Below are 23,152 nucleotides of genomic sequence, written 5' to 3' on the forward strand. Positions count from 1 at the left end.
GACAGAAGGGGTGGGTGCAAGAAATACCAACAGCCAACAGCCAACAGCCAAATACACAACTCGAATACTTGAAACCACAAGGACACGCCATGGCGTGTCCTTGTTTGTCTTGGTTTTCTTGTCTTCCGGTATTCGGTTCCCGCTCCCGCTTGCCCCGTCCTGGCTGGGCCGAGCAGCGCAGATGCAGGCGGGATCAGGGCCGCAGTTGTTTGAGCGAAGTGCAACGTAGCGAGTTCTGCGGACCCCCGCCGGAGTCGAGCAGCGCAGGTTGCCCGGAGCGAAGCGCAGGGACCCAGACTGCGGGTCGCCTTTCTTTTCCTTAGGTTTCTTTGGCGAAGCAAAGAAAAGTAAGTCGCCCGCCGGGGCGAGTCCCGGCCAGCAGTCCACAGCAAAACCACCCAGCTATCTTTTCAATAGCAACTCACAACACCCTGGAAACCCCGCCATAAAGCCAAGGCATATCCAGCAACTTCTCCCCCAGCACCTTCAACGCGGTATCCCGCCCCCAGCGCAACAGGCCACCCGCATGAAATATCTGCCCGTTGCGCAAAGCCCTCGCCTGCACTTGCGCATTGCGCTGCCAGCGGTTCAGCGCATAACGCTGCAGCATGGTCGGCACATCAAAGGCAGGATCCAGCGCCTGCGCCAGGGTGTGGCCCAGCTCGGCTGCGTCTTCAATCGCCATGCCGGCTCCTTGTGCCAGGTAGGGCAGCATCGGGTGGGCGGCATCGCCCAGCAGGGCCACGCGGCCTATGGCGTGCTGGTGTGCGCCCTGCATGGGCGCGCGGTCGCTCAGCGCCCACAAGCGCCAGCCGGCCAGAGCGTCCACCAGCTCACGCAGCGCGGCACAGCTGCCGGCCAGCGCCGCGGCCAGGTCGGCCGCATTGGCGCTGTGGTCCCAGGGGTCGGCATCTGCGGCCACTTCGCCATGCACGATGGCGACCACGTTGAGCCAATCGCCGCTGCGCACCGGATACTGCACCACGTGCATGCGCGGGCCCAGCCAGACCGTGACATGCTGGGTCCTGAGCTTTTCGGGCAGGCTGGCCTGCGACACCAGCGCCCGGTAGGCCAAGTGGCCGGTGCGCCGCGGCAGGCCGTCGCCCAGCAGCTGCTGGCGCACCGTGCTCCACACGCCATCGGCGCCAATCAAGGCGTCGCCTTCAATTTCAGGCCCACCTTCGGTTTTCACCGTGACGGCTTGCGCCGTCTGGCTGAAAGACTGCAGCGGACGGTCCAGGTGAAGTTTCGCGTCGGTCTGCAGCTGCACGGCCTGGAGCAGCAAACCGTGCAGGTCGGCACGGTGCAGCGTGACATAGGGCGCGCCATAACGCCGGACCATGCTGGCCCCCAGCGGCAACTCGCCCAGCGCCTGGCCCGACACGGCGCTGCGCACCTGCAGGCGCCCGGGGAACGCGGCCACCGCCTCAAGCGGCTGAGCCAGCCCCCAGCCGTGCAGCACCTTGACGACGTTGGGGCCCAGTTGAACGCCTGCGCCCACTTCGCTGAAAGCCGGCGCACGTTCAAACAGGCGAATGTCCCACCCCGCGCGCGAGGCAGACAGTGCCGCCGCAAGCCCACCGATGCCGCCACCGGCAATCACGGCTTGTTTGATCATGCAGCCAGGAGCTGCCGGAGCACGAAAGGAAGAATGCCGCCGTTGCGGTAGTAGTCCACTTCGATCGGGGTGTCGATGCGCAGGATCACGCTGACCTCTTCACGCGAGCCGTCGGCGCGGGTGATGACCAGCATGGCGTCGCTCTGGGGTTTCAGTTCGGGGTGAGGGAACACATCGATGACCTCGGAGCCGGTGAGGTTGAGGGTCTGCCACGATTCGCCGGGCTTGAACTGCAAGGGCAGCACGCCCATGCCCACCAGATTGCTGCGGTGTATGCGCTCGAAGCTGCGGGCCACCACGGCCTTGATGCCCAGCAGCTGGGTGCCCTTGGCCGCCCAGTCGCGCGACGAACCGGTGCCGTATTCCTCGCCGGCAAAAATCACCGTCGGCGTGCCTTCGGCCATGTACTTCATGGCGGCGTCGTAGATGAACATCTTGTCGCCGCCGGGCTGAAACAGCGTCACCCCGCCTTCTTCCCGCGAGCCCGTTGCATCCGGCGGAATCATCAGGTTCTTGATGCGCACATTGGCGAAGGTGCCGCGCATCATCACGTCGTGGTTGCCGCGGCGTGCGCCGTAGCTGTTGAAGTCGGCCTTCTGCACGCCATGCGCCTGCAGCCACAGGCCTGCCGGCGAGCTGGCCTTGATGGAGCCGGCAGGCGAAATATGGTCGGTGGTGATGGAGTCGCCAAACAGCGCCATGATGCGCGCGCCCTTGACCGACACGCTGCCGGCCTCGCCCGCGGCCATGGTGAAGTCCTTGAAGAAGGGCGGCTCGGCGATGTAGGTGCTGGTGGGCCAGGTGTAGGAGGTGCCTGTCACCCCCTTGATGTTTTCCCAGAGCTTGCCGGGTTCGGTCTTGACCTTGGCGTAATTGGCGCGGAAGGCCTTGCCATTCATGGCGTACTTCATGAGCTTGTCGATCTCATCGCTGGTCGGCCAGATATCGCCCAGGTAGACATCCCTTAACTTCCCATCTTTGCCCTTGCCCTTGCCGACCGGCTCGGTCATCAGGTCGCGCATCACCGTGCCGGCAATGGCGTACGCCACCACCAGCGGGGGGCTGGCCAGGAAGTTGGCTTTCAGGTTGGGATGGATGCGGGCTTCGAAGTTGCGGTTGCCCGACAGCACGGCGGCGCACACCAGGTCGCTCTTGGTGATGGCTTCGTTGATCTCGGGCGTCAAATCGCCGGCATTGCCGATACAGGTGGTGCAGCCGTAACCGGCCAGCGCAAAGCCCAGCTTTTCAAGGTAGGGCAACAAGCCGGTCTCGGTCAGGTATTCGGTCACGATGCGTGAACCGGGCGCCAGCGAGGTCTTGATGTGCGGCTGCACTTTCAGGCCCGCCTCCACCGCTTTTTTGGCCAGCAGGCCGGCCGCCAGCAATACGCTGGGGTTCGACGTATTGGTGCAGCTGGTAATCGCCGCGATCAGCACATCGCCGTTGCCGATGCTGATGCCGGCTTTTTTGGACTCGGGTGTGGGGACTTCCGAGTGTGCGGCAGTGCCAGAGGCCAGCGTGGGGCGGTTGCTTTCCATCTCGACCACCGAGCGCGGGGCGCCCATTGGCGTGGGAAGCGCCCCCGGCAGGGTATCGGCGCGGCCATCGTCCGTGTGCCGCAACAAATGGCGTGTGGCCAGCATGGCGGCAGGCTGGTTAAAGCCATTTTCCGCAATCGGTTTGCTAAAAAGCGAGGCGAACTGGCTGGCCACATTGCCCAGCTCGATGCGGTCCTGCGGTCGTTTGGGGCCGGCGAGGCTGGGTGTGACGTCGCCCAGGTCGAGCTTGACCACCTGCGAGTAGTCAATTTCGCCGGCCTTGGCCACGCCGAACAGGCCCTGTGCCCTGAAGTAAGCCTCGAAAGCCTCGATTTCGTCCTTGGTACGCCCGGTGCCCTTGAAGTACTCGATGGTTTTTTCATCAACCGGGAAAAAGCCCATGGTGGCGCCGTATTCGGGTGCCATATTGCCAATCGTGGCACGGTCGGGCAGGGCCAGCGTGCGGGTGCCTTCGCCGAAAAATTCGACAAACTTGCCGACGACCTTTTCCTTGCGCAGGGTTTCCGTCACGCGCAGCACCAGGTCGGTCGCGGTGACGCCTTCGCGCAGCCGGCCCGTCAGCTCAAAGCCCACCACATCCGGCGTGAGGAAGTACACCGGCTGGCCCAGCATGGCGGCCTCAGCCTCGATGCCGCCCACACCCCAGGCCACCACGCCAATGCCGTTGATCATGGTGGTGTGGCTATCCGTGCCGACCAGCGAATCGGGGTAATACACCCCCTCTTTTGTCTTGTGCACGCCGCGCGCCAGGTATTCGAGATTCACCTGGTGCACGATGCCGAAACCGGGAGGCACCACGCCAAAGGTGTCAAAGGCCTGCATGCCCCATTTCATGAATTCGTAGCGCTCGCGGTTGCGCTGGAATTCGAGCTTCATGTTCAGGTCCAGCGAATTCTTCTTGCCGTAGTAGTCAACCATGATGGAATGGTCCACCACCAGGTCCACCGGCACCAGCGGCTCAATCGATTTCGGGTTCTTGCCCAGCTTCAGGGCGACGCTGCGCATCGCGGCCAGGTCGGCCAGCAGCGGCACGCCGGTGAAGTCCTGCAGCACCACGCGCGAAACCACAAAGGGGATTTCCTGCGTACGGTCGGCACGGGGCGCCCAGTTGGCCACCTCCCCCACATGCTCGGCCGTCACTTTTTTGCCATCGCAGTTGCGCAGCACCGACTCGAGCACGATGCGCAGGGACACCGGCAGGCGCGCCACCTTGGGGAACTGTTTGGCCAGCGCGGGCAGGGAATAAAACTGGCCCGTTTTGCCTGATGCGGTTTTGAAGGTTTTGCGCGTTGCAGCGAAAGCATGGGAAGGTCGGACGGGCGTAGGCGATTTGGCCATGGCAGACTCCTTTTTGTTAAACCAACAGCCTCCATTCTGGCAGGCGCCGGGCTGATGTGGGAGCCTTTGGCAACATACCCGGCAAGGTGGCGCGAGCTTTCACGGCCTGACGCACAAGGCCCACAACCACCCTTGCCAGCCCCGTCACCAGGCTGGCTGGGGCGCCGAGCGGCGCAATCCGAAAAACTGGAGTTCGGCCAGCACGGCCACGGTCAGCGCCTGCGCCACCACATAGGCCGTACCCAGCATGGAGGGTGCCACGCGGCCACTGACCAGCAGCAGCGCACAAGCGATCGCCCAGCCCAGGTTACCCGCCAATAGCACCCAGACCAGGGGCCTCGGCAAGGGGTCACGCGTGGAAACAAAGGCCACCACCGCCGCATACACGAGCAAAAACTCGCCGGTGTAGGCCAGCAAGGCCTCAGGCAAGCCCAGCAATTGGGCCATCTGGCCCGTGAAAACGACCTGAAGCACGCCGCAAGCCACGCACGAGAGGGCATCGGCACGCAACACATTGAGCAGGAAGTTGGGGGAGGACATGAACGAGGTGGAAGACATTGCAAACTCCTTGGATTAACCTGAATTGAACCTGGGTTGAGATAGCCGGTTAAGTCAGCCAGTGCACCTGGCTATCAATCAGTGCGGCCTGGACTTGAATCATTCCAGCGGCGGCGGCGCAAGTCGATGACGTGGGAGGTAATGGAATACCGGCCGGCGGGCGCTTTAGGATGGCTCCATGAACACAAGCACCCCCCAACCGTTTGGCGATCACCTGCGCCACTGGCGCCGGCACCGCCGCCTGAGCCAGCTGGACCTGGCCCATGAGGCGGAGATTTCGACCCGGCACCTGAGTTTTGTGGAAACCGGCCGATCCGTGCCCAGCCGTGAAATGGTGTTGCGCCTTTCAGAGCGCCTGGACATTCCGCTGCGCGAGCGCAATGCCCTGCTGGTGGCGGCGGGCTATGCACCGATGTACCGTGAACGGCCACTCCATGATCCGGCGCTGGACTCGGCCCGGCAGGCGGTGGAACTGCTGCTGAAAAGCCACGAGCCCTACCCCGCGCTGGCAATCGACCGGCACTGGAACCTGGTCGCCGCCAACCGCATGGTGCCGCACCTGATGGCCGGGGCCGATGCGTCGCTGCTACAAGCGCCCGTGAATGTGCTGCGCCTGAGCCTGCACCCGCTGGGGCTGGCCCCCAAAATTGCCAACCTGGCGCAGTGGCGCGCCCACCTGTTCGAACGCCTGCGCCAGCAAATCACGGCAACGGCCGACCCGGTGCTGGTGGCTTTGCGGGAAGAGCTGAAGGCCTACCCCGAGCCTGAAGATGCCGCCAGCCTGCACCTGGACGGCGAGCACGCGGGTGTCGTCATGTCTTTCAAGTTCATCACACCGGCAGGCGTGCTCAGCTTCATCAGCACCACCACCATCTTCGGCTCACCGGTTGATGTCACGTTGCAGGAACTGGCGATGGAAACATTCTTTCCGGCGGATGACTTCACCAGGAAAACCCTGCAGACATTGATGCCGCAGACTTGACGCTGCTCATTTGCTCGCCATTGAACAGCGCCCTACGCAGATAGAGTGGTAGAGCAGATAGAGCGTTGACTGCAAACACTTGAAGCAAAAAGAAAAAGCCCCGCAACTTTCGCTGCGGGGCTTTTTGCCGAACCTTCCAGGCCTTTTAACGGGTCCGGGTGAACGCGAATGAAAGTCTTACGCTGCCACGCCGTCTTTCACGGTGTCTGCCATGTCCGTGTAATCCTTGACCTTGTCAAAGTTCAGGTACTGGTACACGGTGCTGCTGGCCGCCGTCAACACGCCCATGTCGGCCATGTACTCGGCCTTGGTCGGGATGCGGCCGAGCTTGGAACAGATCGCGGCCAGCTCGGCGGAGCCCAGGTACACATTGGAGTTCTTGCCCAGACGGTTGGGGAAGTTGCGGGTGGACGTGGAGAACACCGTCGCGCCCTCTTTCACCTGCGCCTGGTTGCCCATGCACAGGCTGCAACCCGGCATTTCCATGCGCGCGCCGGCAGAACCCAGCACGCCGTAATGGCCTTCTTCGGTCAGCTGCTTGGCATCCATCTTGGTCGGTGGAGCCATCCAGAGTTTCACGGGAATGTCGCGCTTGTTTTCGAGCAGCTTGGACGCGGCGCGGAAATGGCCGATGTTGGTCATGCAGGAACCGATGAACACTTCGTCGATCTTGGAGCCCGCCACGTCGGCCAGCGTCTTCACGTCGTCCGGATCGTTCGGGCAGGCCACGATGGGTTCGTGGATGTCGGCCAGGTCGATTTCGATCACGGCGGCGTATTCGGCGTCCGCATCGCCTTTGAGCAATTGCGGGTCGGCCAGCCAGGCTTCCATGGCGGCGATGCGGCGGTTGATGGTGCGCACATCCGAGTAACCCGTCGCAATCATCCATTTCAGCATCGTGATGTTGCTGGTGATGTATTCGATGATGGGCTCCTTGTTCAGGTGCACCGTGCAACCGCCGGCGGAGCGCTCGGCCGATGCATCGCTCAGTTCAAACGCCTGCTCCACCTTCAGGTCAGGCAAGCCTTCAATCTCCAGGATTCGGCCCGAGAAGATGTTCTTCTTGCCTTGCTTGGCGACCGTCAGCAAGCCGGCCTTGATGGCGTACAGCGGGATCGCATTGACCAGGTCGCGCAGCGTGATGCCGGGCTGCATTTCGCCCTTGAAGCGGACCAGCACCGATTCCGGCATGTCCAGCGGCATCACGCCGGTGGCGGCGCCGAAAGCCACGAGGCCGGAACCCGCGGGGAAGCTGATGCCGATGGGGAAACGGGTATGGCTGTCGCCGCCGGTGCCCACGGTGTCGGGCAACAGCATGCGGTTGAGCCAGCTGTGGATGATGCCGTCGCCGGGACGCAGCGAAATGCCGCCTCGCGTGCTGATGAAGTCAGGCAACTCGTGGTGCATCTTCACGTCCACCGGTTTCGGATAGGCCGCGGTGTGGCAGAAGGACTGCATCACCAGGTCGGAACTGAAGCCCAGGCAAGCCAGGTCTTTCAGTTCGTCGCGCGTCATCGGGCCGGTGGTGTCCTGCGAACCGACAGATGTCATCTTGGGTTCACAGTAGGTACCAGGACGCACACCCTGGCCTTCAGGCAGACCAACCGCCCGGCCGACCATTTTTTGCGCCAGCGTGAAGCCGCGGCCGCTGTCAACAGGGTTTTGCGGCAGGCGGAACTGGGTAGACACGGGCAGGCCCAGCGCCGCACGCGCCTTGGCGGTCAGGCCGCGGCCGACGATCAGCGGAATGCGGCCACCGGCGCGCACTTCGTCAAACAGCACATCGCTTTTGAGCTTGAACTCGGCAATCACCTTGCCGTCTTTCAATGCCTTGCCTTCGTAGGGGCGCAACTCGATCACGTCGCCCATGGCCATCTGGCTCACGTCGAGCTCGATCGGCAGCGCGCCGGAGTCTTCCATGGTGTTGTAGAAGATCGGGGCGATCTTGCCGCCCAGGCAGACGCCGCCAAATCGCTTGTTGGGCACATAGGGGATGTCCTGGCCGGTCCACCACAGCACCGAGTTGGTCGCTGACTTGCGCGATGAACCCGTGCCCACCACGTCGCCCACATAGGCCACCAGGTTGCCCTTGGCCTTGAGCTCTTCGATGAACTTGACCGGGCCGCGCTTGCCGTCTTCTTCGGGCGTGACGCCAGGACGGGCATTCTTGTGCATGGCCAGCGCATGCAGTGGAATATCGGGGCGGCTCCAGGCGTCGGGCGCGGGTGACAGGTCGTCAGTATTGATTTCCCCGGCCACCTTGAACACGGTCAGCTTGATGGATTCAGGCACCTCGGGGCGGCTGGTGAACCATTCGGCGTCGGCCCAGCTTTGCAGCACGGCCTTGGCGTATTTGTTGCCCTTGTCGGATTTTTCCTGGACGTCATGGAACTGGTCGAACATCAGCAGGGTGTTCTTCAGGCCGCTGGCCGCCTGCGTGGCCACACTGTCTTCGGCGTCGTCAAGCAGCGCAATCATCGGGCTGATGTTGTAGCCGCCCAGCATGGTGCCCAGCAATTGCGTGGCTTTTTCGCGCGAGATCAGCGCGCATTTTTCCGTGCCATGCGCCACGGCCGCCAGGTAGCTGGCCTTGACCTTGGCGGCGTCATCCACACCGGCGGGAACGCGGTGAGTGATGAGATCAACCAGAAATGCTTCCTCGCCCTTGGGCGGGTTTTTCAGCAGTTCAATGACCTCGCCGGTTTGCTGGGCGGACAGCGGCAGCGGTGGAATGCCCGCAACGGCGCGCTCGGCGACATGGTTGCGGTAGCTTTGCAAGAACTCGGACGACATGCTGGTTTCTCCTGTATTCAAAAATCGTGGGATCGTAGGGATCGCGGGTGGGGTCTTGGGGACTGGCAATGATGTTTATCGGGCGGCCGAAGCCGCCTGTGCGGGTGCAGGTGCGGCGGCCGCTGACTCCGGAGTGGCCGGGGCCATCCCTGCAGCGGTGGCCACGGGCTTGGGCGCATCCAGCACGCTGGCTGGCGGGTTCAGCTTCATGGCCTCGGCCACCGCCACTTGCGACGGACTCACGCACTCGTCGGCCAGGCGGATGCCCAGTTTCTGGTTCATCAGCATCGATTTGTTGGCCAGTTGCAGCCATACCGCGCCGGCCTTTCTGTCTTCCAGGCGAATGGCGCCGGTGGTGGTGGCTACCGGGAACATCCGGTATTTGAAGTTCTTGCCCTGCAAGTCAAAGTAGCCGGGGGCTTTGGTGTCTGGCGTCAGCGTAACCGAAGCGCCAAGTTCGCAGGGCAGGCTGCCCACATGCACGCGCTCGGCAATGACCAGCTCTGCTGGCGTCAGTGCCTCCTCGGCGGCCTCGATGCCCGCAGCCACGTTCTTGGCGGTGGTTTTGAGGTTGGTGCGGTCGGCACTGACGGCAGGTTTTTTGGCAGCAGCTGGTTTGGCTGCAGGTTTGGTGGCAGGGGCAGCAGGTTTGGTGGCAGGGGCAGCAGGCTTGCTGGCCGTGGTTTGCGCCGTCGCCACGCCAGGGCTGGCCAGCAAAACAGCAGCGACCATGGTGGCTGCAGCGGCAGCAAGGGTTGTGGAGTGAATGGTTTTCATGCGGTTGGTGACAATCTTGGTGAGGGGATGCTCAGGAATGAGCGGTCTGGAAATAAGTCTGGGCTTCGGCGGGCAGTGCCCGACCCGTCTGGTGCGCGCGCTCCAGCACCTGCCAGTAATAACGGTAACTCGCGCGGTCGTGCAATTTACCTTCAAAACTGATGGGAGCCCAATCAGCCCTTTGAGCGGCAGCTATCATTTTCGTAGCATCTTCAATCTCGCCCTCGCTGGGCGCAAAGGCCTCCAGGATGGGGCGGATCTGGTTGGGGTGAATGCTCCACATGCGGGTGTAGCCCAACTGACGGGCGGCATGGCGGGCGGCGGTGGTCATCGCTGCTGCGTCATTGAATTCCGTGACAACACAGTGCGAGGGCACCTTGCCATGGGCGTGGCAGGCGGAGGCAATCTCCAGCTTGGCACGCACCACGAGGGGGTGGGTAAACTGGCCCTGGCTGCTCATGCCTTCTGCTGGAATCGCACCGCCATGGGCAGAGACAAAATCCATCAGCCCGAAGCTGAGCGACTGCACCCGCGGATGGGCTGCAATGTCAAAGGCGTTGTGCACTGCGAGCGGCGATTCGATCAGCACATGCAGCGGCAGGGCGTCGGCCGATGCGGCGATGAGCGCCTGTTCTGCCCTGATCACGTCATCGACCGACTCGACCTTGGGCACCATGATGTGCGAAAGCCGTTGCGCCAGCTTGCTGGCAATGGTGGCCATGTCGGACTCAAAAGCGGGGTGGTCCACGGCATGCACGCGAACGGCCACCCGGGCTTTGTCGCTGGCAAGCGTGGCCAGTGCTACCACCATGGCCGCGTGGTCGGCCTCGCCGCCTACGGGTGCGCCGTCTTCGCAGTCCAGCGTCACGTCAAAAACGCAGGCGCCAAACTCCTCGCACATTTCAGCCTGCAGTTGCAGGCTTTTGCGCATCCGCGCCTCCACGCCACTGTAATGGTCGCAGACCGGCAAGAAACCCGTAGCGGCCTGAGCGCCGAGGAGAACGTCGCGCGGATGAACACTGGCCCCCACGCTTGTCGCTTCGCGTACTTCGCTGCCCCCCGAGGGGGCTGTGCTTGCTTGGGGCGGCCCGGCGCGGCGCACTATGCTCACTGCTTTAAAGCAAATGGGCAACGCCGGCCTGCTCGCCTTGCAATTCTTCCAGCGTCTTGTTGATACGCTCCTGGCTGAACGCGTCAATCTCCAGGCCTTCGACCAGTTTGTACTCGCCGTTTTCGCAGGTCACGGGGAAACCGAACATCGTGTCTTTCGGGATGCCATACTGGCCGTCCGACGGGATGCCCATGGTGACCCATTTGCCATTGGTGCCGAGAGCCCAGTCGCGCATGTGGTCGATGGCGGCGTTGGCAGCCGAGGCCGCCGACGACAAACCACGGGCTTCAATGATGGCGGCGCCACGCTTGCCCACGGTGGGCAGGAACACATTGGCGTTCCATTCCTGGTCGTTGATCATCTTGGCCACGCTTTCGCCGTTGATGGTGGCAAAACGGTAGTCGGCGTACATCGTGGGCGAGTGGTTGCCCCAGACGGTGAGTTTTTCAATGTCAGCCACGGCCTTGCCGGTCTTGGCAGCGATCTGGCTGGCGGCACGGTTGTGATCCAGGCGCAGCATGGCGGTGAAGTTCTTGCGCGGCAGGTCGGGCGCGCTCTTCATGGCGATGTAGGCGTTGGTATTGGCCGGATTGCCGACCACCAGCACCTTGACGTTGCGGCTGGCCACGGCGTTGAGGGCTTTGCCTTGCGCGGTGAAGATGGCGCCGTTGACGGCCAGCAGTTCAGCGCGCTCCATGCCGGGGCCGCGCGGGCGCGAACCGACCAGCAGCGCGTAGTCGGCATCCTTGAACGCGGTCATCGGGTCACTGTGCGCCTCCATGCCGGCCAGCAGCGGGAATGCGCAGTCGTCAAGCTCCATCATCACGCCCTTGAGCGCTTTCTGGGGGCCTTCAACCGGCACTTCGAGCAATTGCAGAATGACGGGCTGGTCCTTGCCGAGCATCTCGCCAGAGGCGATACGGAACAACAAGGCATAACCGATTTGACCAGCTGCACCAGTGACGGCAACACGGACGGGTTTTTTGCTCATGATTGAGGACTCCAGGAAGTTTGAAAATCGGTTGAAAAGCGGTGTGAACGGCGTGAGATGTTTGGCGCCAGCCTGGAGATTTCAGGTCAATCCAGGCGGGGTCGGACGGGTTATTACCCCCCCAATTTACCCCCAAAATTCCCCGGAACAGGCAGGCTGCGCGTTGGACTCAGCCGAAGATTTTACGCCTGAAAATGTCCATCCGTCAATTTGTCTTATGTCTTATATAAGATATGATAAGCAGGATTAATACTGTTCTGCCATGACCGCCATTCCCGCCTCGTCTGTCGATGATTTTGCAGGTGCCACGCCGGCGTTCAGTCCGTTGTACCAGCAAATCAAGGGCCTGATCCTGCAAAGCCTGCAGTCGGGCGAATGGAAACCCGGCGAAGCCATTCCATCCGAAATGGAACTGGCCGCCCGCTACCGCGTCAGCCAGGGCACGGTGCGCAAGGCCATTGACGAGCTGGCCACCGACAACCTGGTGGTGCGCCGCCAGGGCAAAGGCACTTTTGTAGCCACGCATGCAGAGCAGCATGTGCAGTTCCGCTTCCTGAAGCTCGTGCCCGACTCCGGCGTTCCGGGCAGCGAAGGCCCCGCCCAGCGTGACATCATCGACTGCCGGCGCATCCGCGCCAGCGCCGACATTGCACGCGCCCTGGCGCTGCGTACCGGCGACGCGGTGCTGCAGGCGCGCCGGGTGCTGAGTTTTGCAGGCACGCCCACCATCCTGGAAGACCTGTGGCTACCGGCGGCCCCCTTCAAGGGCCTGACTGCCGAACGCCTGGCCGACTACCACGGCCCGATGTACGCCCTGTTTGAGACCGAGTTCAACGTGCGCATGGTTCGCGCCGAAGAAAAAATACGGGCCGAGCCCGCTATTGATGGGCGTGAGCTGCTATTACAAGTAGCGCCTGGCACCCCGCTGCTGAGCGTGGAGCGCATTGCCTATACCTACAACGACGTTCCCATGGAGCTGCGGCGCGGCTATTACCGCACCGACACCCACCACTATCACAACACTCTGAGTTGATATTGAAACCGAATGAAACCGAAGCCCGCAGGTAACCGACCCATGAAAACGATGCTTTCGTACCCAAGGCAATGTGCAAGCGGCAGCGCGGGCGGCGGAAATACTGACCAATCTGGACAGTTTGTAAGATGCGTGCCCCAATGTATACCCCATCAGAATTTCCACGCACTGGAACGGGGCGCATTTGCCGTTAAAACTCACTTTTTCCGATAAAAACTTTCAGCCATGGGGCACCCGGCCCAAGATTCATGCTGCATTGCAATAGAATTTCGGGTTGAGCAGCTTTTGATGGTTACAAAGCAGTTACTCAAAAATATAGAAAGCCAAGTATGTCCGAATCAGCGACAACCGTAGCGAAGAAGCGGCCCGAGTTCCGCAACATCAACGCCTTTACCGACCTCCCCAGCTACCGCCTGCCCCTCGCCGGCCTTGTCTCCATCCTCCACCGCATCAGCGGGGCCATCATGTTTTTGCTGATGCCCTTCATCATCTGGATGTTCGACACCTCGATATCGTCGGAAATCTCCTTCTCCAGATTCAAGTCCGCATTCAACGCGGGCATGCTCGGCCTGCCGGGCTTCCTCTGGAAGCTCGTCGCGCTGGCACTGATTTGGGCCTACCTGCACCATTTCATCGCAGGGCTTCGCCACTTGTGGATGGACACCAGCCATGCGGCCGTCAGCAAGGAATTCGGCAAGTCATCAGCCGCCGTCACGCTGGCCGTGAGCATTGGCCTCACGCTCGTGCTCGGCGCCAAGCTGTTTGGCCTTTACTAACTAGAGGGATCTCACCATGTCTGTCAATTACGGCTCCAAGCGCATTGTTGTCGGCGCTCACTATGGCCTGCGCGACTGGCTGGCCCAGCGCGTGACCGCGGCCCTGATGGCCCTGTTCACCCTGCTGGTACTGGCCCAGATCCTTTTCAGCAAAGGCCCCATCGGCTACGACAAATGGGCCGGCATTTTCTCATCGCAGTGGATGAAGGTGCTGACCTTCACCATCATCATCGCCCTGCTCTGGCACGTGTGGGTCGGCATGCGCGATATCTGGATGGACTACATCAAGCCGGTCGGGCTGCGCCTGGGCCTGCAGGTGTTCACCATGGTCTGGCTGGTGGCGTGCGCCGGCTGGGGCATCCAGGTCCTGTGGCGCCTGTGAGGCCCGTTTAAAGCACCGCTGACCGCCCCCGACTAAAAAGATTCCCAAATAAACATGACCGCTACCTCCAAACTCCCCAAGCGTAAATTTGACGTTGTGATCGTCGGTGCCGGCGGCTCCGGCATGCGCGCTTCGCTGCAGCTCGCACGCGCCGGCCTGAACGTGGCCGTGCTGTCCAAGGTGTTCCCCACGCGCTCCCATACGGTGGCCGCACAAGGCGGCATTGGCGCCTCGCTCGGCAACATGTCGGAAGACAACTGGCACTATCACTTCTTCGACACCGTCAAGGGTTCCGACTGGCTCGGCGACCAGGACGCGATTGAATACATGTGCCGTGAAGCACCCAAGGTGGTGTACGACCTCGAACACATGGGCATGCCGTTCGACCGCAACCCGGATGGCACGATTTACCAGCGCCCCTTCGGCGGCCATACCGCCAACTACGGCGAAAAGCCGGTGCAGCGCGCCTGCGCCGCTGCCGATCGCACCGGCCACGCCATGCTGCACACGCTGTACCAGCAAAACGTCAAGGAAAAAACCAGCTTCTTCGTGGAATGGCTGGCCATGGACCTGATCCGCGACGCCGATGGCGATGTCGTGGGCGTGACCGCACTGGAAATGGAAACCGGTGACGTGCATATCTTCGAAGCCAAGACCACCCTGCTAGCCACCGGTGGCGCCGGCCGCATTTTTGCCGCATCCACCAACGCGTTCATCAACACCGGCGACGGCCTGGGCATGGCCGCGCGTGCCGGCATCCCGCTGGAAGACATGGAGTTCTGGCAGTTCCACCCCACCGGCGTGCATGGCGCCGGCGTGCTGCTGACCGAGGGCTGCCGCGGCGAAGGCGCCATTTTGCGCAACAGCAACGGCGAACGCTTCATGGAGCGCTATGCGCCCGCCTACAAGGATCTGGCGCCGCGTGACTACGTATCGCGCTGCATGGATCAGGAAATCAAGGAAGGTCGCGGCTGCGGTCCCAACAAGGACTACATCAATCTTGACATGACCCACCTGGGCGCCGAGACCATCATGAAGCGCCTGCCGTCGGTGTTCGAGATTGGCCACAACTTTGCCAACGTCGACATCACCAAGGAGCCAATCCCCGTGGTGCCCACCATCCACTACCAGATGGGCGGCATTCCGACCAACATCCATGGCCAGGTGGTCACGCAGAACGCCGACAACAAGAGCGAAGTCGTCAACGGCCTCTATGCCGTGGGCGAATGCTCCTGCGTCAGCGTGCACGGCGCCAACCGCCTGGGCACCAATTCGCTGCTGGACCTGCTGGTGTTCGGCCGCGCTGCCGGCAACCACATTGTTGAATTCAACAACGCCAACAAAATGCACAAACCGCTGCCAGCCGACGCGGCCGACCTGACGCTGGCGCGTATCGCACGGCTGGACAACGCGAGTGGCGGCGAGTATGCCCAGGATGTGGCCAACGACATCCGCACGGCCATGCAGACGCATGCCGGCGTGTTCCGCACCCAGGCCCTGATGGACGAGGGCGTCACCAAAATCGCGGCCTTGCGCGAACGTGTGAAGAACATCGGCCTGAAGGACAAGTCAAAAATCTTCAACACCGCACGCATCGAAGCACTGGAAGTGGAAAACCTGATCGAGGCGGCAGAGGCCACCATCGTGTCGGCCGCTGCCCGCCATGAAAGCCGGGGCGCGCACTCGGTTGATGACTACGGCGATACGCCAGAGCATCCCAATGGCCGCAACGACACCGACTGGCACAAGCACACGCTGTGGCACAGCGAGGGCAGCCGCCTGAGCTACAAGCCCGTGCAGATGAAGCCGCTGACGGTTGAGTCCGTGCCGCTCAAAGTGCGCAGCTTCTAAGCGCAAGCCAAGCGAACCAGTCAAGCCAACAAGACCGCGAGAAACGCCCCATGTCAAAACGTACCTTCCAGATCTACCGCTACGACCCGGACACCGACGCCAAGCCCTACATGCAGACCATCGAGGTGGAACTCGACGGCAGCGAACGCATGCTGCTGGACGCCCTGATGAAGCTCAAGGCCCAGGATCCGAGCATCAGCTTTCGCCGCTCCTGCCGCGAAGGCGTTTGCGGCTCCGACGCGATGAACATCAACGGCAAGAACGGCCTGGCCTGCCTGACCAACATGCGCACGCTGCCCGGCACCATTGTCCTGAAGCCGCTGCCCGGCCTGCCCGTGGTGCGCGACCTGATTGTCGACATGACGCAGTTCTTCAAGCAGTACAACTCGATCAAGCCCTACCTGATCAACGATAACGTACCGCCCGAAAAAGAGCGCCTGCAAAGCCCCGAGGAGCGCGACGAGCTCAACGGCCTTTACGAGTGCATCCTGTGCGCCAGCTGCTCCACCTCCTGCCCCAGCTTCTGGTGGAATCCCGACAAGTTTGTCGGTCCTGCCGGCCTGCTGCAGGCTTACCGTTTCATTGCCGACAGCCGCGATGAAGCCACGGCCGAGCGGCTCGACAACCTGGAAGACCCGTACCGGCTGTTCCGCTGCCACACCATCATGAACTGCGTCGATGTCTGCCCCAAGGGCCTGAACCCGACCCGGGCCATTGGCAAGATCAAGGAAATGATGGTCCTGCGCGCAGTCTGATCAATTATTTGGCATGATTGGCATGGAAGCCCCTGACGTTTTGCTCGATGAGCGCTCCCTGAGCAAGCTCAAGTGGCGCTGCCGCCGGGGCCTGCTGGAAAACGATCTGCTGATCGAAAAGTTCTTTGCCCGCCACGAAGCGACGCTCAGCGTCAGGCAGGCTAAAGGCTTGAATGATTTAATGGACTTGTCCGACAACGATTTGCTGGACCTGCTGTTAAAACGTCGGGAACCTGATCAGCTTCCCGATGCCGATGCGTTGGCAAGCGCCTCTACTTCCGAAGCGCTTGAGGTTTTAAACTTGCTGCGTACCGCAGCGGCCGGCCGCGTGGCTGTTTCCATGTGATTTGATACGAAAGAAGCGAGAAATGAAGCTAGCTGACAACAAAGCCACCCTGTCCTTCAGCAACGGCAGCCCGAGCGTCGATTTGCCCGTTTACCACGGCAGTGTGGGCCCGGACGTTGTGGACATTCGCAAGCTGTACGCCCAGACAGGCATGTTCACCTACGACCCCGGTTTCCTGTCAACGGCTTCCTGCCAGTCCGCCATCACCTACATCGACGGCGACAAGGGTGAACTGCTGTACCGCGGCTACCCCATCGAGCAGCTCGCCACCACCTGCGACTACATGGAAACCTGCCATCTGCTGCTGTACGGCGAGTTGCCCAACGGTGACCAGAAGAAGGACTTTGTCAGCCGCGTGACCAACCACACCATGGTCAACGAGCAGATGCAGTTCTTCCTGCGCGGTTTCCGCCGTGATGCGCACCCGATGGCCATCATGACCGGCCTGGTCGGCGCGCTGTCTGCGTTCTATCACGACAGTACCGACATCACCAACCCCGAGCACCGCGAGATCGCCGCGATCCGGCTGATCGCCAAGATGCCGACGCTGGTCGCCATGGCCTACAAGTACACCGTGGGCCAGCCCTACATGTACCCGAAGAACAACCTGAGCTACGCCGGCAACTTCCTGCACATGATGTTTGCCACGCCCTGCGAAGAGTACAAGGTCAGCCCGGTGCTGGAACGCGCACTCGACCGCATCTTCATCCTGCACGCAGACCACGAGCAGAACGCCTCGACTTCCACGGTTCGCCTGTGCGGTTCGTCGGGTACCAATCCGTTTGCCGCCATTGCGGCCGGTGTGGCCTGCCTGTGGGGCCCGGCGCACGGCGGCGCCAACGAAGCTGCGCTGAACATGCTCGGCGACATCCAGAAAAATGGCGGCGTCGAGAAAATCGGCGACTTCATCAAGCAGGTCAAGGACAAGAACTCCGGCGTCAAGCTGATGGGCTTCGGTCACCGCGTTTACAAAAACTACGACCCGCGCGCCAAGCTGATGCAGGAAACCTGCAAGGAAGTGCTGCACGAGATGGGCCTGGAAAACGACCCGCTGTTCAAGCTGGCGATGGCCCTGGAAAAAATCGCGCTGGAAGACGACTACTTCGTGTCCCGCAAGCTCTACCCGAACGTGGACTTCTATTCCGGCATCGTGCAGCGCGCCATCGGCATTCCCGTGCCGCTGTTCACCGCAATCTTCGCGCTGGCCCGCACCGTCGGATGGATCGCCCAGCTCAACGAGATGATTGGCGACCCCGAGTACAAGATCGGCCGCCCGCGCCAGCTGTTCACCGGCTCGATTCCGCGTGACGTCAAGCCCATGGCCCAGCGTTAACGACCGGGGTACCCGCCCCAGACGTTTCTACAGAGCCCGCCCGATGGCAACATTGGCGGGCTTTTTGTATTTTTGTATTTTTACTGCCCTTCCCCCCGAAAAAACACCCCCATGGCCCCCATCCAGACCGCCGCCGAACTGCGCCAGGCCCTTGCCGGGGCCTCCACCCCACGCGCCTGTACCTGCGCACTGGGCGCCTGCGCCGGCTGGGAAAGCCTGGCCGAATACCGCTGGGAAACCCGGCAGATGACCCAGGTCGCCACGCTGCGCGACCCCGCGATCGAGGAACCCACCCTGGAAGAGCGGCACCCCAACGGCACCCGCTACGAGTCACCAGATGCCCCGATTGCCGTGCAGTTCTTCCCGTACAACCGCTGCGATGTCTGGCATTGCGCCCTATGCAACCGCCACCTGCTGCGGTACACGGAGTTCGGCGGCTACAACGTCGACCACCGGGTCCGGGTCCTGGCCCCCGACAACATCATCGACTGATCGGACCGAAACCGGTCGCAATTTTCTATAGCGACCCAACCTCGCATTGCCGTGGTCCCAGTTCACCGGCAAGCCACCCATCGCATATCGCGATGACAAAACGATGGATATCAGTTCAAAATACAGGGGTACATCGTGAACCGCGATGACTTTAACCCCCATGAAAAGCTCGGAACGTAACTTTGCCCGCCGCATTGACCTGACTTCGCTGCAATTGTTTGTCGCGGTGTGCGAGCTCGGCAGCATTGGCAAGGCGGCCGAACGCGAATTCATCGCGGCATCGGCCGTCAGCAAGCGCCTCAGCGACCTGGAGGCTGCGCTGGACACGCCGCTGCTGTACCGCCACACCCGCGGCGTCGACTTGACACCCGCCGGGCAAAGCCTGTTGCACCATGCGCGGTCCGTGCTTTTCAGCCTGGAAAAAATGCAGGGCGAACTCAGCGAGTACGCCGCCGGCGTGCGCGGCCATGTGCGGGTACACGCCAGCATTTCGGCGATCGTGCAGTTTTTACCCGAAGACCTGGGCGCCTTCATCCGCCGCCATTCCGAAATCAAGATTGACCTGGAAGAACACCTGAGTACGGAAGTCGTGCGCGCCGTGCAGGAGGGCGCTGCGGACCTGGGTATCTGCAACACGGCCGATGGGGTGGGCGACCTGCAGACACTGCCTTACCGACAAGACCAGCTGGTGCTGATCGTGCCGCGCGGCCATGTGCTGGGCGCGCAGGATGCCATCGCGTTTGAAGACAGCCTGGAGTTCGACCATGTGGGCCTGCACTCGAACAGCTCGATATACCTGGCCATGCGCGAGGCCGCCGCGGCGCTGGGCCGCACCATCAAGCTGCGCATCCATGTCACGGGCCTGGACGCCATGTGCCGCATGATCCACAACGGCCTGGGCGTGGGCGTGATGCCGCAGCGCGCCTTCGAACTCATGCATGACGTGGGCGAGCTGGAATCCATCGCCCTGACGGATGACTGGGCAGCGCGCCAGATCCAGCTGGTGGCGCGGGATTTTTCCACCCTGCCCCTGACTGCCCGCCTGCTGGTCGAGCACCTGACCCTGCCCGCGCCCGCCGCGAAGCCCGCAAAAACGCTTGCAAAAACCACAGTGGCAGGTGCCCGCTCACCCGCCTAAAATTGAAAACCACGAAGGAAAACCATGGGACGCACCCTCTACGACAAAATCTGGGACGAGCACGTTGTTCACACCGAAGAAGACGGCACGTCCATTCTTTACATTGATCGCCACCTGGTGCATGAAGTCACCAGCCCGCAGGCCTTTGAAGGGCTGCGCGAAGCCGGCCGCAAGGTCTGGCGCATCAGCTCCATTGTGGCGACGGCCGACCACAACACCCCCACCACCGGCTGGGAGCTGGGCTACGACGGCATCACCGATCTGGTCAGCAAGGAACAGATCACCACGCTGGACGCCAATATCAAGGAATTTGGCGCGGCGGCCTTCTTTCCCTTCCTGTCCAAACGCCAGGGCATCGTGCACGTCATCGGCCCCGAAAGCGGCGCCACCCTGCCCGGCATGACGGTGGTCTGTGGCGACTCGCACACCTCCACCCACGGCGCATTCGGCGCGCTGGCGCACGGCATCGGCACCAGCGAGGTCGAGCACGTGATGGCCACGCAAACCCTGCTGGCCAAAAAGGCCAAAAACTTGCTGATCAAGGTCGAAGGCACGCTGCCCAAAGGCTGCACCGCCAAGGACATCGTGCTGGCCATCATCGGCAAGATCGGCACCGCGGGCGGTACCGGCTACACCATTGAATTTGCCGGCTCGGCGATTCGCGCGCTCAGCATGGAAGGCCGCATGACGGTCTGCAACATGGCGATTGAAGGCGGCGCCCGCGCCGGCCTGGTGGCGGTCGACCAGAAAACCATTGACTACGTGAAGGGCCGCCTGCTGGCGCCCACCGGTGTCGAGTGGGACCAGGCCGTGCAGTACTGGGCCACGCTGCACTCGGATGCCGACGCGAAATTTGACGCCGTGGTCGAACTCGACGCGAGCCAGATCCTGCCGCAAGTGACTTGGGGCACGTCCCCTGAAATGGTGCTGTCGATTGAAGACCGTGTGCCGGACCCCGACAAGGAAAAAGACGCCAACAAACGTGGCGCCATCGAGCGTGCGCTGACTTACATGGGCCTGCAACCGGGCAAGGCGCTGAACGACCTCTACGTCGACAAGGTGTTCATCGGCTCCTGCACCAACAGCCGCATCGAAGACATGCGCGAAGCCGCCGCCATCGTGAAAAAGCTCGGCCAGAAAGTGGCCAAGAACGTCAAGCTGGCCATGGTGGTGCCGGGCTCCGGGCTCGTGAAGGAACAGGCTGAGCGTGAAGGCCTGGACAAGATTTTTGTGGCCGCCGGCTTTGAGTGGCGCGAACCCGGCTGCTCCATGTGCCTGGCCATGAATGCCGACCGGCTGGAGCCGGGGGAGCGCTGCGCCTCCACCAGCAACCGCAACTTTGAAGGGCGTCAGGGCGCCGGCGGCCGCACCCATCTGGTCAGCCCCGCCATGGCGGCGGCGGCGGCCGTGCATGGCCATTTTGTCGACGTGCGTAAATTTGTCTGAACCGAGTCACACATGCAAAAATTCACCGTACACAAGGGCCTCGTTGCCCCAATGGACCGCGAGAACGTCGACACCGACGCCATCATCCCCAAGCAATTCCTCAAATCCATCCGCAAGACCGGTTTTGGCCCCAACCTGTTTGACGCGTGGCGCTACCTGGATGCCGGCTTTCCCGGGCAGGACCCGGCCAGCCGCAAGCCCAACCCGGACTTCGTGCTGAACCAGCCGCGCTACGCCGGTGCCTCCATCCTGCTGGCGCGCAAGAACTTCGGCTGCGGTTCCTCGCGCGAGCATGCGCCGTGGGCGCTCGACCAGTACGGCTTTCGCGCCATCATCGCGCCGAGCTATGCCGACATCTTCTTCAACAACAGCTTCAAGAACGGCCTGCTGCCCATCGTGCTGCCCGAAGCCCAGATTGCCCAGCTGTTTGACGAGGTGAACGCCTTCCCGGGCTACACGCTCACCATCGACCTGGAGCGCCAGGTCATCGTCAAGCCCCAAGGCAAAGAGCTGCCCTTCGAAGTACAGGCTTTCCGCAAATACTGCCTGCTCAACGGTTTTGACGACATTGGCCTGACCTTGCGCCAAAGCGACAAGATCAAGGCATTTGAAGCCGAGCGCCTCGCGAAGAAGCCCTGGCTCAACCACACCATCCCGGGTTGATAAGCCGGTATTTTTCAGTCAAATCATGCTTTTGCCCCATCAATATGGGCATGAGCAGCCATACAAAAAGATAGCAACCATGAAAATCGCAATTCTCCCGGGTGACGGCATCGGCACCGAAATCGTCGCGGAAGCGGTCAAGGTCCTGAACGTTCTGGACCTGAAGTTTGAAACCGAAACCGCGCTGGTCGGCGGCGCCGCCTACGAGGCCCACGGCCACCCCCTGCCCGAGGCGACGCTGAAGCTCGCCAAGGACGCCGACGCCGTGCTGTTTGGCGCGGTCGGTGACTGGAAATACGACAAGCTGGACCGTCCGCTGCGTCCCGAGCAAGCCATTTTGGGCCTGCGCAAAAACCTGGGCCTGTTTGCCAACTTCCGCCCGGCCATTTGCTACCCCCAACTGGTGGAGGCTTCCAGCCTCAAGCGCGAGCTGGTGGCGGGCCTGGACATCCTCATCATCCGCGAACTGACCGGCGACATCTACTTCGGCCAGCCGCGCGGCCGCCGCGTGGCCACCGACGGGCACTTTCCCGGTGCAGAGGAAGCCTTTGACACCATGCGCTACTCGCGCCCCGAGATCGAGCGCATCGCCCATGTGGCTTTCCAGGCGGCGCGCAAGCGCAAGGCTTCGGGGGGCGAGGGACGCGTCACCAGCGTCGACAAGGCCAATGTGCTGGAGACCTTCCAGTTCTGGAAAGACGTTGTGACGGAAATCGGGCTGCAGTATCCCGACGTGGCACTGGACCACATGTACGTGGACAACGCCGCCATGCAACTGGTCAGGGCACCCAAGAAATTTGACGTGGTGGTCACGGGCAACATGTTCGGCGACATCCTGTCGGATGCCGCTGCCATGCTGACCGGCAGCATCGGCATGCTGCCTTCGGCCAGCCTGAACGACAAAAACCAGGGCCTGTACGAACCCAGCCACGGCAGTGCGCCCGACATCGCGGGCAAAGGCGTGGCCAACCCCCTGGCCACCATTTTGAGCGCCGCCATGATGCTGCGCTTCAGCCTGAACCAGCCAGAAACCGCCGCGCGCATTGAAAAAGCCGTGGATGCGGTGCTCAGCCAGGGGCTGCGCACCCCTGACATCTACAGCGAAGGCACGACCAAGGTAGGCACCGTGCAGATGGGCGATGCTGTCGTGAAGGCGCTGAGATAGTTGGCCCCCACGGTCGCTCACTGCGTGTAGCTCCCTGCCCCCCGA

General features: G+C 62.2%; 20 protein-coding genes. 13 read left to right on the top strand and 7 right to left on the bottom strand.

What is annotated here, in order from left to right:
* Window positions 1-421 precede the first annotated feature (421 nt).
* The 3 genes from BPRO_RS17925 to BPRO_RS17935 all read right to left on the bottom strand — a co-directional run bounded on the left by BPRO_RS17925 (window position 422) and on the right by BPRO_RS17935 (window position 5,073).
* On the bottom strand, window positions 422-1,618 hold the full coding sequence (locus tag BPRO_RS17925; protein WP_011484490.1) for an FAD-dependent monooxygenase: 1,197 nt from the start codon (window positions 1,616-1,618) through the stop codon (window positions 422-424).
* On the bottom strand, window positions 1,615-4,515 hold the full coding sequence (locus BPRO_RS17930) for an aconitate hydratase (RefSeq protein ID WP_011484491.1): 2,901 nt from the start codon (window positions 4,513-4,515) through the stop codon (window positions 1,615-1,617). The genes BPRO_RS17925 and BPRO_RS17930 overlap by 4 nt, the downstream gene beginning before the upstream one ends.
* A gap of 144 nt (window positions 4,516-4,659) precedes the next feature.
* Window positions 4,660-5,073: a hypothetical protein gene (locus BPRO_RS17935; protein WP_011484492.1), complete on the bottom strand. Its 414-nt coding sequence runs from the start codon at window positions 5,071-5,073 to the stop codon at window positions 4,660-4,662.
* 178 nt (window positions 5,074-5,251) lie between these two features.
* Here BPRO_RS17935 and BPRO_RS17940 point away from each other — a divergent pair, with 178 nt between their 5' ends.
* The gene (locus BPRO_RS17940) at window positions 5,252-6,055 is read left to right on the top strand and encodes a helix-turn-helix domain-containing protein (RefSeq protein WP_011484493.1); all 804 of its coding nucleotides are present in this window, start codon (window positions 5,252-5,254) and stop codon (window positions 6,053-6,055) included.
* Between the two features lie 177 nt (window positions 6,056-6,232).
* Here the strand turns inward: BPRO_RS17940 and BPRO_RS17945 are convergent, their stop codons facing one another.
* The 4 genes from BPRO_RS17945 to BPRO_RS17960 all read right to left on the bottom strand — a co-directional run bounded on the left by BPRO_RS17945 (window position 6,233) and on the right by BPRO_RS17960 (window position 11,727).
* The gene (locus tag BPRO_RS17945; protein ID WP_011484494.1) at window positions 6,233-8,848 is read right to left on the bottom strand and encodes a bifunctional aconitate hydratase 2/2-methylisocitrate dehydratase; all 2,616 of its coding nucleotides are present in this window, start codon (window positions 8,846-8,848) and stop codon (window positions 6,233-6,235) included.
* A 75-nt stretch (window positions 8,849-8,923) separates the two neighbouring features.
* On the bottom strand, window positions 8,924-9,625 hold the full coding sequence (locus BPRO_RS17950) for a hypothetical protein (protein ID WP_157045826.1): 702 nt from the start codon (window positions 9,623-9,625) through the stop codon (window positions 8,924-8,926).
* Between the two features lie 31 nt (window positions 9,626-9,656).
* A complete protein-coding gene (locus tag BPRO_RS17955) occupies window positions 9,657-10,727 on the bottom strand; it encodes an HpcH/HpaI aldolase/citrate lyase family protein (RefSeq protein ID WP_011484496.1) in 1,071 nt (356 codons plus the stop codon).
* Window positions 10,728-10,740: 13 nt separating this feature from the next.
* Window positions 10,741-11,727, bottom strand: coding sequence for a malate dehydrogenase (locus tag BPRO_RS17960; RefSeq protein ID WP_011484497.1), 987 nt, complete (start codon window positions 11,725-11,727; stop codon window positions 10,741-10,743).
* Between the two features lie 262 nt (window positions 11,728-11,989).
* Between BPRO_RS17960 and BPRO_RS17965 the strand changes: the two genes are divergently transcribed.
* The 12 genes from BPRO_RS17965 (at window position 11,990) to leuB (ending at window position 23,107) form a co-directional block, all read left to right on the top strand.
* Window positions 11,990-12,760 (top strand): GntR family transcriptional regulator, encoded by a 771-nt coding sequence (locus BPRO_RS17965; protein ID WP_011484498.1) that lies wholly within the window; start codon window positions 11,990-11,992, stop codon window positions 12,758-12,760.
* Between the two features lie 329 nt (window positions 12,761-13,089).
* Window positions 13,090-13,536 (top strand): succinate dehydrogenase, cytochrome b556 subunit, encoded by a 447-nt coding sequence (gene sdhC, locus BPRO_RS17970; RefSeq protein WP_011484499.1) that lies wholly within the window; start codon window positions 13,090-13,092, stop codon window positions 13,534-13,536.
* Window positions 13,537-13,552: 16 nt separating this feature from the next.
* Window positions 13,553-13,918 carry a succinate dehydrogenase, hydrophobic membrane anchor protein gene (gene sdhD / locus BPRO_RS17975; RefSeq protein WP_011484500.1) on the top strand — a complete coding sequence of 122 codons (366 nt, stop codon included), beginning with the start codon at window positions 13,553-13,555 and terminating at the stop codon, window positions 13,916-13,918.
* A 54-nt stretch (window positions 13,919-13,972) separates the two neighbouring features.
* Window positions 13,973-15,769 carry a succinate dehydrogenase flavoprotein subunit gene (gene sdhA, locus BPRO_RS17980; protein WP_011484501.1) on the top strand — a complete coding sequence of 599 codons (1,797 nt, stop codon included), beginning with the start codon at window positions 13,973-13,975 and terminating at the stop codon, window positions 15,767-15,769.
* Window positions 15,770-15,819: 50 nt separating this feature from the next.
* The gene (locus tag BPRO_RS17985; protein WP_011484502.1) at window positions 15,820-16,524 is read left to right on the top strand and encodes a succinate dehydrogenase iron-sulfur subunit; all 705 of its coding nucleotides are present in this window, start codon (window positions 15,820-15,822) and stop codon (window positions 16,522-16,524) included.
* Window positions 16,525-16,546: 22 nt separating this feature from the next.
* A complete protein-coding gene (locus BPRO_RS17990; protein ID WP_049764268.1) occupies window positions 16,547-16,870 on the top strand; it encodes a succinate dehydrogenase assembly factor 2 in 324 nt (107 codons plus the stop codon).
* Window positions 16,871-16,892: 22 nt separating this feature from the next.
* Complete coding sequence (gene gltA, locus BPRO_RS17995) at window positions 16,893-18,203, top strand: citrate synthase (RefSeq protein WP_011484504.1); 1,311 nt, start codon at window positions 16,893-16,895, stop codon at window positions 18,201-18,203.
* Window positions 18,204-18,314: 111 nt separating this feature from the next.
* On the top strand, window positions 18,315-18,695 hold the full coding sequence (locus BPRO_RS18000; protein ID WP_011484505.1) for a hypothetical protein: 381 nt from the start codon (window positions 18,315-18,317) through the stop codon (window positions 18,693-18,695).
* A gap of 160 nt (window positions 18,696-18,855) precedes the next feature.
* A complete protein-coding gene (locus BPRO_RS18005) occupies window positions 18,856-19,833 on the top strand; it encodes a LysR family transcriptional regulator (RefSeq protein ID WP_049764144.1) in 978 nt (325 codons plus the stop codon).
* 24 nt (window positions 19,834-19,857) lie between these two features.
* The gene (leuC, locus tag BPRO_RS18010) at window positions 19,858-21,279 is read left to right on the top strand and encodes a 3-isopropylmalate dehydratase large subunit (protein WP_011484507.1); all 1,422 of its coding nucleotides are present in this window, start codon (window positions 19,858-19,860) and stop codon (window positions 21,277-21,279) included.
* 12 nt (window positions 21,280-21,291) lie between these two features.
* Complete coding sequence (gene leuD, locus BPRO_RS18015; RefSeq protein ID WP_011484508.1) at window positions 21,292-21,942, top strand: 3-isopropylmalate dehydratase small subunit; 651 nt, start codon at window positions 21,292-21,294, stop codon at window positions 21,940-21,942.
* A gap of 79 nt (window positions 21,943-22,021) precedes the next feature.
* Window positions 22,022-23,107 (top strand): 3-isopropylmalate dehydrogenase, encoded by a 1,086-nt coding sequence (gene leuB, locus BPRO_RS18020; protein WP_011484509.1) that lies wholly within the window; start codon window positions 22,022-22,024, stop codon window positions 23,105-23,107.
* The last annotated feature ends 45 nt before the right edge of the window (window positions 23,108-23,152 follow it).

This window comes from Polaromonas sp. JS666, from assembly GCF_000013865.1.
Taxonomy (GTDB): Bacteria; Pseudomonadota; Gammaproteobacteria; order Burkholderiales; family Burkholderiaceae_C; genus Polaromonas.

Bases quoted from the DNA above. Each gene is read 5' to 3' on its own strand.
- sdhA (WP_011484501.1), top strand. From the start codon at position 13,973: ATGACCGCTACCTCCAAACTCCCCAAGCGTAAATTTGACGTTGTGATC.
- BPRO_RS17925 (WP_011484490.1), bottom strand. From the start codon at position 1,618: ATGATCAAACAAGCCGTGATTGCCGGTGGCGGCATCGGTGGGCTTGCG.
- BPRO_RS17985 (WP_011484502.1), top strand. From the start codon at position 15,820: ATGTCAAAACGTACCTTCCAGATCTACCGCTACGACCCGGACACCGAC.
- sdhC (WP_011484499.1), top strand. From the start codon at position 13,090: ATGTCCGAATCAGCGACAACCGTAGCGAAGAAGCGGCCCGAGTTCCGC.
- BPRO_RS17945 (WP_011484494.1), bottom strand. From the start codon at position 8,848: ATGTCGTCCGAGTTCTTGCAAAGCTACCGCAACCATGTCGCCGAGCGC.
- BPRO_RS17940 (WP_011484493.1), top strand. From the start codon at position 5,252: ATGAACACAAGCACCCCCCAACCGTTTGGCGATCACCTGCGCCACTGG.
- BPRO_RS17965 (WP_011484498.1), top strand. From the start codon at position 11,990: ATGACCGCCATTCCCGCCTCGTCTGTCGATGATTTTGCAGGTGCCACG.
- BPRO_RS17930 (WP_011484491.1), bottom strand. From the start codon at position 4,515: ATGGCCAAATCGCCTACGCCCGTCCGACCTTCCCATGCTTTCGCTGCA.
- BPRO_RS17990 (WP_049764268.1), top strand. From the start codon at position 16,547: ATGGAAGCCCCTGACGTTTTGCTCGATGAGCGCTCCCTGAGCAAGCTC.
- leuD (WP_011484508.1), top strand. From the start codon at position 21,292: ATGCAAAAATTCACCGTACACAAGGGCCTCGTTGCCCCAATGGACCGC.
- sdhD (WP_011484500.1), top strand. From the start codon at position 13,553: ATGTCTGTCAATTACGGCTCCAAGCGCATTGTTGTCGGCGCTCACTAT.
- BPRO_RS18005 (WP_049764144.1), top strand. From the start codon at position 18,856: ATGAAAAGCTCGGAACGTAACTTTGCCCGCCGCATTGACCTGACTTCG.
- BPRO_RS17950 (WP_157045826.1), bottom strand. From the start codon at position 9,625: ATGAAAACCATTCACTCCACAACCCTTGCTGCCGCTGCAGCCACCATG.
- BPRO_RS17935 (WP_011484492.1), bottom strand. From the start codon at position 5,073: ATGTCTTCCACCTCGTTCATGTCCTCCCCCAACTTCCTGCTCAATGTG.
- leuB (WP_011484509.1), top strand. From the start codon at position 22,022: ATGAAAATCGCAATTCTCCCGGGTGACGGCATCGGCACCGAAATCGTC.
- gltA (WP_011484504.1), top strand. From the start codon at position 16,893: ATGAAGCTAGCTGACAACAAAGCCACCCTGTCCTTCAGCAACGGCAGC.
- BPRO_RS18000 (WP_011484505.1), top strand. From the start codon at position 18,315: ATGGCCCCCATCCAGACCGCCGCCGAACTGCGCCAGGCCCTTGCCGGG.
- leuC (WP_011484507.1), top strand. From the start codon at position 19,858: ATGGGACGCACCCTCTACGACAAAATCTGGGACGAGCACGTTGTTCAC.
- BPRO_RS17960 (WP_011484497.1), bottom strand. From the start codon at position 11,727: ATGAGCAAAAAACCCGTCCGTGTTGCCGTCACTGGTGCAGCTGGTCAA.